The sequence below is a fragment of the Pseudorhodoplanes sp. genome (genome assembly GCF_046289595.1).
Taxonomy (GTDB): Bacteria; Pseudomonadota; Alphaproteobacteria; order Rhizobiales; family Xanthobacteraceae; genus Pseudorhodoplanes.
Map to the genome: position 1 here is coordinate 1 of NZ_JBKBVB010000141.1, position 10,477 is coordinate 10,477.

The following is a 10,477-nucleotide window of genomic DNA, read 5'->3' on the forward strand; positions in this document are numbered from 1 at the left end:
AGGGCAGCCGTCCGCAGCGACCGCGAATCCGCCAGGGCCTGGGCCCCCTCGGTGGTATTGAAGACCAGCTGGACCTCGCCGTTCTTGATCGCGTCAACGATATGCGGCCGGCCCTCCAGGACCTTGTTGATCTTGGCGGATGGAACCCCTTTCTCGTCCAGATAGCGCTTGGTCCCGGACGTCGCGATGATGCGGAAACCGAGCTCCGACAGCGTTCTTAACGCCTCCAGAATCCGCGGCTTGTCGGAATCGCGGACCGACACGAACACGGTCCCGGACCGCGGCACCCGCGTGCCGCCGCCGAGCTGGGACTTGGCGAAAGCGATGTCGTAGCTCTTGTCGATGCCCATCACCTCGCCGGTCGATTTCATCTCCGGGCCGAGCACCGTATCGACGCCGGGGAAGCGGGCGAACGGGAAGACCGCCTCCTTGACTCCGGTATGCCGGATGCGGGGCGGGCTGAGCTTGAAGCTCGAAAGGCTCTCGCCGGCCATCACCCGCGCCGCAATCTTGGCGACCGGGAGACCGATCACCTTGGCGACAAAGGGCACCGTGCGCGAGGCCCGCGGGTTGACCTCCAGCACGTAGATCTCGCGATCCTTGATGGCGTATTGCACGTTCATCAGGCCGCCGACCTCGAGCGCCAGCGCCAGTGCGCGGGTCTGCCGCTCCAGTTCGGCGATCGTGTCGGCATCCAGCGAATGCGGCGGCAGCGCGCAGGCCGAATCGCCCGAATGCACGCCGGCTTCCTCGATATGCTCCATGATGCCGGCGATGAAGGTGTTCGTGCCGTCGGCGAGGCAATCGACATCGACTTCCGTCGCGTCCGAAAGGTAGCGGTCGAGCAGCAGCGGGCGTTTCGCCGACACCACGAGTTCCGAGGGCCGGTCGAGATCGCCGATCAGCCGCGTCAGATAGCGGTCGAGCTGATGGGCGTCGTGGACGATTTCCATGGCGCGGCCGCCCAGCACATAGGACGGACGGATCACGATCGGGAATCCGATCTCGCCGGCGATCTTGCGTGCCTCTTCCGGCGAGGTCGCGATGGCGTTTTCCGGCTGCTTGAGCCCGAGTTTGTCGAGCAGCTTCTTGAAGCGGTCGCGGTCTTCCGCAAGGTCGATCATGTCGGGCGATGTGCCAAGGATCGGCACATTCGCCTTCTCCAGAGCCTCGGCGAGCTTGAGCGGGGTCTGTCCCCCGAACTGCACGATGACGCCGTGCAGCGCGCCGCGCGAACGCTCGATGTCGATGATTTCGAGCACATCCTCTGCGGTCAGCGGCTCGAAATAAAGGCGATCCGATGTGTCGTAGTCGGTCGACACCGTTTCCGGATTGCAATTGACCATGATGGTTTCGTAGCCCGCATCCTTCAGCGCGAAGCAGGCGTGGCAGCAGCAATAGTCGAACTCGATGCCCTGGCCGATCCGGTTCGGGCCGCCGCCGAGGATCACCACCTTCTTGCGGTCGGAGGGACGGGCCTCGTTTACCGGTGCGCCGGCAAAGGGCGCTTCGTAGGTCGAGTACATGTAGGCGGTAGGGGACGCGAATTCCGCCGCGCAGGTGTCGATGCGCTTGAATACCGGGCGCACGCCGAGCGCATGGCGCTTTGCCGTCACCTCCGCCGCGGAAAGCCCGGTCAGCCTGGCAAGCCGCGCGTCGGAAAAGCCCATCGCCTTTAGCTTGCGCAGCGCGCCCGGCGTCGACGGCAAGCCTTTCGCCTTGATCTGCGCTTCCGTCTCCACGATGCCGCGGATCTGCGACAGGAACCACGGATCGATCTTGCAGCTCTGGTGGATGGTGTCGTCATCCTGGCCGAGCCGCATCGCCTGCGCGACATAGAGCAGGCGGTCCGGCGTCGGCGTGCCAAGCGCGGCGCGGATCGCGTTCTTGTCGTCGCCTTCGTTAACGCCCTTGATCTCGATGTCGTCGAGCCCGGTCAGTCCGGTTTCCAGCGAGCGCAGCGCCTTCTGCAGCGATTCCTGGAAAGTGCGGCCGATCGCCATGGCTTCGCCGACCGATTTCATCGACGTGGTCAGGACCGGCGAGGCGCCCTGGAATTTCTCGAAGGCAAAGCGCGGAATCTTGGTGACGACATAATCGATGGTCGGCTCGAACGAGGCCGGCGTCGCGCCGCCGGTGATGTCGTTCTTGATTTCGTCCAGGGTATAGCCGACCGCGAGTTTCGCCGCGACCTTGGCGATCGGAAAGCCGGTGGCCTTCGAAGCCAGCGCCGACGATCGCGACACCCGCGGATTCATCTCAATGACGACCAGCCGTCCATCCGCCGGATTGACGGCGAATTGCACATTGGATCCGCCGGTCTCCACACCGATCTCGCGCAGCACCGCCAGCGATGCGTCGCGCATGATCTGATATTCCTTGTCGGTCAGCGTCAGGGCCGGCGCCACCGTGATCGAATCGCCGGTGTGCACGCCCATCGGATCGACGTTTTCGATGGAGCACACGATGATGCAATTGTCCGCCTTGTCGCGGACGACTTCCATTTCATACTCTTTCCAGCCGAGCACCGATTCCTCGATCAGCACTTCGTTGGTCGGGGACGCATCGAGGCCGCGCTCGATGATGTCGAGAAATTCCTCGCGTGTGTAAGCGATGCCGCCGCCGGTGCCCGCCAGCGTAAAGGACGGCCGGATGATGGCGGGCAGCCCGATCACGGTCAGCGCTTCCAGCGCCTCGATCAGGCCGCGCTCGATATATTTCTTCTTGCGGTCGGCTTCGCCTGCGGCCCAGTTCGTCTCAAAGGCGGCGAGCGCTTTCTTCTCCTCGTCCGCGGGAAGAGCCTTCGCTTTGATGGCCGCGATTTCGGCGGTGTATCTGTCGCGGTCGGCCTGTTTCATCACCGAGGCGTTGGCGAGCGCCGAACGCGGCGTCTCCAGCCCGATCTTGTGCATCGCCTCGCGGAACAGCTCGCGGTCCTCGGCCTTGTCGATGGCTTCGGCGGTGGCGCCGATCATCTGCACGCCGAACTTGTCGAGCACGCCCATCCGTTTCAGCGACAGCGCGCAGTTCAGCGCGGTTTGCCCGCCCATGGTCGGGAGCAGGGCATCCGGCCGCTCCTTCTCGATGATGCGGGCGACGATTTCGGGTGTGATCGGCTCGATATAGGTGGCGTCGGCGAGATCCGGATCGGTCATGATCGTCGCCGGATTGGAATTCACCAGGATGATCCGGTAGCCCTCTTCCTTCAGGGCCTTGCAGGCCTGGGTGCCGGAATAGTCGAACTCGCAGGCCTGTCCGATGACGATAGGGCCCGCGCCAATGATCAGGATCGATGTGATGTCGGTTCGTTTCGGCATCGGCTCCGCTGGTACCTGCGCGCAGGGCTTGAGGCGCATAAAAAAAGGGCGCGCTTTGCGCGCGTCCTTGAGGCCCCTCGGCGAGGCATGGGGCCCCGCGCGGCGTGGTGTCTAGACCAGAATCGGGAAGGGGGGAAGCCTGCCGGGCCGGATTTGGGCAACTTTACGGGGAGATTTGCGTTGGCAGCATGACCAGGCCAGCCGCCGTCCGGACCATTCCCGATGCCGCCCCGCAAGTCTCTGGAAAATAAAGCATTCAGTCTGCCGCTCTGGCTCGGCGGGGTGGCCATCGGGACCGCGCTTGGGGTGTTCGCGCGCTCGCGCATGCCAAAGGACGCCCGGGCCGTCTCGTTCGATGCGCAGGGCCGTGTCGCGGCCGCTCCCGCCGCAGCATCCATCACGGCCCCGACCGGTAACGATCCGCAAACCCTTCAGCACACGCGCGCGCGAGAGAGCGGCCGCGGCCGTAGCGCCGCCTCGCCGGCCGACATTCCGGCCGCCGGATGGCGCGACATCGCGCTGCGGACCTATGCGGGCATCCAGGACGACCGGCTGCTGGCGGTCGCTGCCGGTGTCGTCTTTTACGGGTTGCTCGCTCTCTTTCCCGCCATCACGGCTTTGGTTTCCTCCTATGCGCTGTTTGCGGAAGCCGCGACCATCGGCCGGCATCTGGCCTTCGCCGCGGCGCTGATGCCGGAGGGCGCCTATGGCATCGTCGAAGGCGAAATTCTGCGTATCGCGCAGGGCAGCGGCGGCGGGCTCAGCGTCGCTTTCATGACCGGACTTCTGATCGCGCTGTGGAGCGCCAATGCCGGCATGAAGGCGATGATCGACGCGCTCAACGTCATCTATGGCGAAACCGAAAAGCGCAGCTTCGTCCGGCTGAACCTGATTTCGCTCGCCATGACATTGTGCGGACTTGTGGTTCTTCTGCTGGCCATCGGCACCGTGGTGGTGCTGCCGCTGGTCTTCGCCTGGATCGGGCTGCAGGGCTTCGGCGAATGGGCGATCGCCATGCTGCGCTGGCCCGCAATCATGATCGTGATCGCGCTTGGGCTTGCGGTCCTGTACCGCTTCGGCCCGAGCCGCAACGCGGCGCAATGGCGCTGGCTCAGCGTCGGCGCCGTGGTCGCGACATTGCTCTGGATCGCGGGATCGTCGCTGTTCTCCTGGTATCTGTCGAACTTCGCCGACTACAACGCGACTTATGGCTCGCTTGGCGCCGGCATCGGCCTGATGATGTGGCTGTGGCTGACCTCGATCGCGGTCCTGCTCGGCGCCGAGATCAATGCGCAGATCGAGCATCAGACCGCCCGCGACACGACTGTCGGCACGCCGAAGCCGCTCGGTGCGCGCGGCGCGGTGATGGCGGATACGGTCGGCGCGGCGCAGTGATGGCGAAACCTGGACGGCTCACGCGCGTTGACATGCATGGCAAAACAACCCGTCACCCCGCCGCAGCCGCCGGACGAAGTGCCCGGCAAACCCTCTCCCGTGGAACAGCCGCCCGCGCCGCATCCCAATGAGGACCGGCCGCTGGTCGATCCGGTGCCGCCGGACAAGGACCGTCCCAGCATGGAATTGCCGCCGGCGCGCGGCAGCGTAACGCACGATCTTCCACCGCAACCGGATGGTGCACCCGGCCAGCAGCCCGGCGCGGTCCGCGGAACGTAAGGCACGCGCCGAGGTCCAAACGGAAAACCCGGCGCGATCCGCGCCGGGTTTTTGTCGTCACGTCTCTGACGCCGTTTGGCAGCGGCCTGAGACAGCGATATCGCCGAGAGCGATACCGCTGCGTTGCGTCAATACGCCCAGGCTGTCCCGTAGTAATCCGAAACCTTCCGGCCGCGGGCGGGATCGTTCCAATCCCATTCGTTTTCGTTTGAGTATTTCGGCGCACCCTTGAGCTGGTCCTCGGTCACTGCGACCTGATAGCCGCCGAGCTCGGTGTTGTATTTGAGCGAGGGCCAGGGCAGCGGATAATGCTCGTCGCCGATGCCCATAAAGCCGCCGAAGCTCAGCACGGCATAGTCCACCTTGCCGGAGCGCTTGCCGATCATCACCCGCTCGATCGAGCCGATCTTGTTGCCGTCAGGATCGTACACATTGGTTCCCTCGACCTTGTCGCTGCCGATCAGGTCGTAGGTCTCTCGGTTTTCGGTCATTCGTTCCTCCTTGCGCGGAATAACGAATGAAGCGCGAAGGCCGGCAAATCGTTCCGTTTGTCATTTGACACATCCGCGCCGCGGCGCCGGACGCTTCAGCGTTTGGCAATGTCGGCGAAGCGGCCGCGGGTGATCTGCGCGAGCTTATCCGCTGTCAATTGAAACACCGCATTTGGCGTTCCCGCCGCCGCCCAAAGCGTGTCATAGCGCCTCAGATCCTCATCGAGGAATACGGCAAGTGCGCCGGCAAGCCCCACCGGCGCAACGCCGCCGATCGGATAGCCCGTGGCGCTGCGTACGAAATCCGCGTCTGCGCGCTCGATCCGCTCACCAAGCAGAGCGCCGACTTTCTTTTCGTCCACGCGGTTGACGCCGGAGGCGACGACGAGCACCGCCTGTCCGCTCGCGGTGCGGAACACCAGCGACTTGGCGATTTGCGCGACCTCGCAACCGATGGCGGCGGCGGCTTCCGCCGAGGTGCGGGTGCCGGCAGCGAATTCGACCACGGCAAAACCGGGGCCGAGCAGGTTTTGGACACGGCGTGCGCCGGGTGCGCTGGCAGGTTTCATGGATCTCTGAGGGGCTTGCTGGGGAGAAAACGCAGGAGCAACGTAGTCAAACAGACGGAAAAATTGGAGGCCCGGCCTGGAATCGAACCAGGCTATCGGTCTTTGCAGAACCTTGCGTCTCCGCTCCGCCACCGGGCCAGGACCGACGATAGCGGCCGGACCAGAACAGACAAGTGCGACGGGTTTTGGCGACCAGTGGTTAGCCTGAGCATTTGGCTTTGGAGTTAATGCGCTGCACGCGGTTACCGTAACGACGCGCTCTGCGCCGCCGCGCCCCGCTTTGTCACGCTCTCGTGCCGATAAATGTCATGCGGGTCTGCAGATGGCCGATATTGCGCGGCGCGCGGGAGACGCGAAAACCCGCAGCCTCGATCTTGGCGGCCATCTCGCGCTCGCTGTAGCGGGTCAGTCCGGCCTGTTTGCGCAGCTTCGAATAATCCGAGAAGACGGTGCGGATGAGCCCGGTCAGCGCGGCGAAGAAAAAGCCCTCGCGCCAGCCGAAGCGAAGCAGCGCCAGCGCATCTTTCCAGGCCGGTGTATCAGGCTGTACGACGTCGCCGGTCACCAGTTTGCCGTCCGGCGTCAGCAGGCGGTGGAACAGGCTGAGCAGGCGGTCCATTTCGGCATGCGAGAGATATTGCGACACCGAATGCATGACGACCACATCGAACACGCCGTCGGGCAGCGCTTCAGCCTCCTCCGGAGACAGCACGCTGATGAAGCGCTCATGCGCGGTGCGCTGCTTGAGCCGCTCGCGCAGATTGGGCGCCGCCTCGCATAGCGTCAGCGCCTTGGCCTTGCGCACCAGCCGCTCAGCATAGGCTGCCTCGCCGCAGCCGTAATCGAGCACGCGGTCGTTCTTGCCGATATAGTCCGCCATGCCCTCGCCGGTGATGACGGCATGCACCTCTTTGTGCCGCGCATTCACATAGATGGCGTGATCGGAATCGAAAAATGTGACCCAGTCGCTCATGCGCCGTTTATAGCGCGGCACTGCGGCCCGTGGCTATTTCGGGCTGCTCCGGGCGGCGATTTATGCTATTGGCACAACGGTGCGGATACCCGAAGCAGACCAGCCCGATGCAGATCAGCCGCGAGACGCAATCAATTCTGACCTGCCCGCTCTGCGGCCACCGCGCCGAAGAGACGATGCCGGACGACGCCTGCGTCTTTTTCTACGACTGCAAGGGCTGCGGCGCGCGGCTCAAGCCGAAGCCGGGCGATTGTTGCGTGTTCTGCTCCTACGGCACGGTGCCGTGTCCGCCCATCCAGACCGGGGGCAATTGCTGCGCTTGAAGCGCGTTACGCGGCCGCCCTGCGCTTCTTGTGTTCGCGCATCGCTTCGACAAAGCGCTTGAACAGATAATGCGAGTCGCGCGGCCCCGGCGAGGCTTCCGGGTGGTACTGCACCGAAAAGACCGGCTTGTCCTTCAGCGCGATGCCGCAATTGGAGCCGTCGAACAGCGACACATGAGTCTGCTCGACATTGTCCGGCAGCGAATCCTTGTCCACCGCGAAGCCGTGATTCATCGAGGTGATCTCGACCTTGCCGGTGGTGAGATCCTTCACCGGATGGTTTGCGCCATGGTGCCCCTGATGCATCTTCACGGTGCGGCCGCCGAGCGCGATGCCGAGCATCTGGTGGCCAAGACAGATCCCGAAGGTCGGCAGGCTTCTGTCGATCATCTCACGGATCACCGGCACGGCATATGCGCCGGTCGCCGCCGGATCGCCAGGTCCGTTGGACAGGAATACGCCGTCCGGATTGAGCGCCATGATCTCCTCGGCGCTGGTGGTCGCGGGGACCACCGTCACCTTGCAGCCGTTGGAGGCGAGGAGGCGCAGGATGTTGCGCTTGACGCCATAATCGATGGCGACGACATGAAATTCGGGGTGTTCGACGCGCGAATAACCTTTGCCCCATTGCCATTCGCCTTCGTCCCAGGTGAAGCGCTGGGCGCTCGTCACCATCGGTACCAGATCCATGCCGACCAGGCCGGGCCAGTCCCGCGCTTCCTTCTTCAGCGCATCGAGGTCGAACTTGCCGGTGGGGTCATGGACGATCACGGCATTGGGCATGCCCTTTTCGCGGATCAGTGCGGTGAGCGCGCGGGTATCGATCCCGGACAGGCCGATAATGCCGCGGGCGCGCAACCACTGGTCGAGATGCCGGGAGGCGCGGTAATTCGACGGGTCGGTGATATGGGCCTGCAGGATGACGCCGCGCGCGCCCGGCGTCGCCGCCATGTTCACCGTTTCGATATCCTCGTCGTTGGTGCCGACATTTCCGATATGCGGGAAGGTGAAGGTGATGAGCTGGCCGGCATAGGAGGGATCGGTCAAAATCTCCTGATAGCCGGTCATGGCGGTGTTGAAGCAGACTTCGCCCACCGCGGAGCCCGTCGCTCCGAAGCCCTGGCCCTGAAGGACGGTGCCGTCGGCCAGCACCAGAAGCGCGGTTGCCGCAGGTTCGGCCCAGCCGGAATCGTGTCGGGTGTTCATGAGCGGTCTGCATAGTCGGACAAGGCCGCGCTGCCAACCCCGGACCGCGCCTTTGGGGCGGCCAATCCGCTGACAATTATCGGTTCCAACCCGTCCGGGCCGGAACAATGGCCCTGCGCCAAGATGCCGTGCGCCAATACGGCGCTTGCGGCGGGACATTCGCCTCATCACGATCGGGTCTGAAATCATCGGGCGGAGGAAAATTCATGAGACTTTTGTTAGGCGGACTGATGATTGGTGCTGCCGTGGCGCTCGCCGCATGTTCCGAACCGCCACGAGGCGAAAAGGGCGAGAAAGGCGATCGCGGTGAGCAAGGCGTTGCCGGACCTGCCGGGCCTGCCGGGCCTGCCGGACCGCCCGGCAAGGATGGCGCATCGGGCAAGGATGGCGCACCGGGCAAGGATGGCGCACCGGGCAGGGACGGCGCACCCGGCAAGGACGGCGCGGCAGGGCCGGCCGGCCCTCCCGGCCCTCCCGGCCCAGCGGGCAAAGATGGCGCGCCCGGCAAGGACGGCACCAGCATCCGGGCGGTCAGCCATGCCTGCCTGGGCGATGTCTGCACCCATGCCTGCGACAAGGGCGAGGTCGTGGTGAATGCGCTATGCATCGGCGCGCCCGGCCACGCGCTGTTCAAGCGGGACGGCGACGCGATCGCGGCCAGTTGCGCGGGCGGCGAGGCGGTCACGCTGCAACTCGTTTGCGCCAGGCCATGAGGGGCTGACGGCCGCGGCCTTGATTTTGCGAGCGCGGGCGGTACATGCAGGCCGACTGCGGTGCCGCCCGCTTCGTTTTCCGATCGAGCCGCAGCGCTGAAGGGAGAGGCCGATGCTGCGCGACGATATCAACAATGCCCTGAAAGAGGCGATGAAGGCCAAGGACGAGCGCAAGATCGCAACGTTGCGCATGGTCAATTCCACCTTCAAGAACGCGGATATCGAGGCGCGTGCGAGCGGTAAGACCCTGACCGATGCCGATCTGCTTCCGGTGCTGCAGAAAATGATCAAGCAGCGCCAGGAATCCAAGGAGCTCTACGAGAAGGGCGGCCGTCCCGAACTCGCCCGGCAGGAGGCCGACGAAATCGCCATCATCTCCGCCTATCTGCCGAAGCAGATGTCGGACGCCGAGATGGCTGCGGCGATCGACGCCGCGATCGCGGAAGCCGGCGCAGCGTCGATGAAGGACATGGGCAAGGTGGTCGGCGCGCTGAAGGCCAAATTCGCCGGCCAGATGGATTTCGCCAAGGCGAGCGCGATGGTGAAGGCCAAGCTCGGCGGCTGACCGGAGTTTGCGCGCGGTCAAATCCGCGCTGTACCGGCCGGGCTATAGACGCTTCGCTTTGCCAATATGCGGAGGCGTGCATGCGCGCGAGGCTGTTCTTCGCTGCCGTGATCGTTGTGTGCATCGCCGCCGCAATCTGGTGGTGGACCTATGGCCGCATTCCGGATGTGTCGGTCGTCTCTCCGGTGCGCGGGACTGCAGTCGAAATCGTCTACGCCACCGGTGCGGTCGAGCCGGTGCGCTGGTCGAAGGTCACGAGCCTGGTGCGCCAGCGCATTGTCGACATCTGCAATTGCGAAAACCAGACGGTGAAGCAGGGCGACGTGCTGGCGCGGCTTGACGACAAGGAAATCCGCGCCTCGTTGCACGAATTGCGGGCGCGCGAGGATTTCGCCAAGCGCGAGGTCGCGCGCACGACCGAACTGATCGGCCGGGGCGCCGTCACCACCCAGGCGCATGAGAAGGCGCTGACCGACCTGCGCCAGGTGCAGGGGCTGATCGCCGTGCTTGAAGAGCGGGTCGATCAATACACCATCACCGCGCCGATCGACGGAATCGTGCTGCGGCGGGACGGGGAAATCGGCGAGATCGTCGAACCGGGCAAGATTCTGTTTCATGTCGGCGTTCCGAAGCCATTGCAGGTGAC

At 64.6% G+C, this 10,477-nt stretch carries 11 protein-coding genes and 1 tRNA gene; 6 read left to right on the forward strand and 6 right to left on the reverse strand.

Going from position 1 to position 10,477, the window contains the following annotated elements; all coding sequences use genetic code 11:
* Window positions 1-3,317 (reverse strand): carbamoyl-phosphate synthase large subunit (carB, locus tag ACK41X_RS20625; protein ID WP_409727199.1); only part of this gene is annotated, 3,317 nt, incomplete at its 3' end.
* 222 nt (window positions 3,318-3,539) lie between these two features.
* Here carB and ACK41X_RS20630 point away from each other — a divergent pair.
* Window positions 3,540-4,712, forward strand: coding sequence for a YihY/virulence factor BrkB family protein (locus tag ACK41X_RS20630; RefSeq protein ID WP_409727202.1), 1,173 nt, complete (start codon window positions 3,540-3,542; stop codon window positions 4,710-4,712).
* A 36-nt stretch (window positions 4,713-4,748) separates the two neighbouring features.
* The gene (locus tag ACK41X_RS20635; RefSeq protein WP_409727205.1) at window positions 4,749-4,991 is read left to right on the forward strand and encodes a hypothetical protein; all 243 of its coding nucleotides are present in this window, start codon (window positions 4,749-4,751) and stop codon (window positions 4,989-4,991) included.
* 128 nt (window positions 4,992-5,119) lie between these two features.
* Here ACK41X_RS20635 and ACK41X_RS20640 read toward each other — a convergent pair whose 3' ends face one another.
* The 4 genes from ACK41X_RS20640 to ACK41X_RS20655 all read right to left on the reverse strand — a co-directional run bounded on the left by ACK41X_RS20640 (window position 5,120) and on the right by ACK41X_RS20655 (window position 7,024).
* Complete coding sequence (locus tag ACK41X_RS20640; RefSeq protein ID WP_409727209.1) at window positions 5,120-5,482, reverse strand: PRC-barrel domain-containing protein; 363 nt, start codon at window positions 5,480-5,482, stop codon at window positions 5,120-5,122.
* A 95-nt stretch (window positions 5,483-5,577) separates the two neighbouring features.
* Window positions 5,578-6,051 carry a YbaK/EbsC family protein gene (locus tag ACK41X_RS20645; protein WP_409727212.1) on the reverse strand — a complete coding sequence of 158 codons (474 nt, stop codon included), beginning with the start codon at window positions 6,049-6,051 and terminating at the stop codon, window positions 5,578-5,580.
* 64 nt (window positions 6,052-6,115) lie between these two features.
* Window positions 6,116-6,189, reverse strand: a tRNA-Cys gene (locus ACK41X_RS20650).
* A gap of 145 nt (window positions 6,190-6,334) precedes the next feature.
* Window positions 6,335-7,024 (reverse strand): class I SAM-dependent methyltransferase, encoded by a 690-nt coding sequence (locus ACK41X_RS20655; RefSeq protein ID WP_409727215.1) that lies wholly within the window; start codon window positions 7,022-7,024, stop codon window positions 6,335-6,337.
* Between the two features lie 107 nt (window positions 7,025-7,131).
* On the opposite strand from ACK41X_RS20655, the gene ACK41X_RS20660 reads away from it, so the two are divergent.
* On the forward strand, window positions 7,132-7,347 hold the full coding sequence (locus tag ACK41X_RS20660; protein WP_409727218.1) for a GDCCVxC domain-containing (seleno)protein: 216 nt from the start codon (window positions 7,132-7,134) through the stop codon (window positions 7,345-7,347).
* Between the two features lie 6 nt (window positions 7,348-7,353).
* Here the strand turns inward: ACK41X_RS20660 and carA are convergent, their stop codons facing one another.
* Complete coding sequence (gene carA / locus ACK41X_RS20665; RefSeq protein WP_409727220.1) at window positions 7,354-8,553, reverse strand: glutamine-hydrolyzing carbamoyl-phosphate synthase small subunit; 1,200 nt, start codon at window positions 8,551-8,553, stop codon at window positions 7,354-7,356.
* Window positions 8,554-8,759: 206 nt separating this feature from the next.
* Between carA and ACK41X_RS20670 the strand changes: the two genes are divergently transcribed.
* The 3 genes from ACK41X_RS20670 to ACK41X_RS20680 all read left to right on the forward strand — a co-directional run.
* The gene (locus ACK41X_RS20670; RefSeq protein ID WP_409727223.1) at window positions 8,760-9,266 is read left to right on the forward strand and encodes a hypothetical protein; all 507 of its coding nucleotides are present in this window, start codon (window positions 8,760-8,762) and stop codon (window positions 9,264-9,266) included.
* A 112-nt stretch (window positions 9,267-9,378) separates the two neighbouring features.
* Window positions 9,379-9,831, forward strand: a complete 453-nt coding sequence (locus ACK41X_RS20675) for a GatB/YqeY domain-containing protein (protein ID WP_409727226.1) — start codon at window positions 9,379-9,381, stop codon at window positions 9,829-9,831.
* A gap of 80 nt (window positions 9,832-9,911) precedes the next feature.
* The coding region (locus ACK41X_RS20680) for an efflux RND transporter periplasmic adaptor subunit (RefSeq protein ID WP_409727229.1) at window positions 9,912-10,477 on the forward strand (566 nt) is incomplete at its 3' end.

Coding starts and splice junctions, on each gene's coding strand:
- ACK41X_RS20640 (WP_409727209.1), bottom strand. CDS start 5,482: ATGACCGAAAACCGAGAGACCTACGACCTGATCGGCAGCGACAAGGTC.
- ACK41X_RS20630 (WP_409727202.1), top strand. CDS start 3,540: ATGCCGCCCCGCAAGTCTCTGGAAAATAAAGCATTCAGTCTGCCGCTC.
- ACK41X_RS20670 (WP_409727223.1), top strand. CDS start 8,760: ATGAGACTTTTGTTAGGCGGACTGATGATTGGTGCTGCCGTGGCGCTC.
- ACK41X_RS20660 (WP_409727218.1), top strand. CDS start 7,132: ATGCAGATCAGCCGCGAGACGCAATCAATTCTGACCTGCCCGCTCTGC.
- ACK41X_RS20655 (WP_409727215.1), bottom strand. CDS start 7,024: ATGAGCGACTGGGTCACATTTTTCGATTCCGATCACGCCATCTATGTG.
- ACK41X_RS20675 (WP_409727226.1), top strand. CDS start 9,379: ATGCTGCGCGACGATATCAACAATGCCCTGAAAGAGGCGATGAAGGCC.
- ACK41X_RS20645 (WP_409727212.1), bottom strand. CDS start 6,051: ATGAAACCTGCCAGCGCACCCGGCGCACGCCGTGTCCAAAACCTGCTC.
- ACK41X_RS20635 (WP_409727205.1), top strand. CDS start 4,749: ATGGCAAAACAACCCGTCACCCCGCCGCAGCCGCCGGACGAAGTGCCC.
- carA (WP_409727220.1), bottom strand. CDS start 8,553: ATGAACACCCGACACGATTCCGGCTGGGCCGAACCTGCGGCAACCGCG.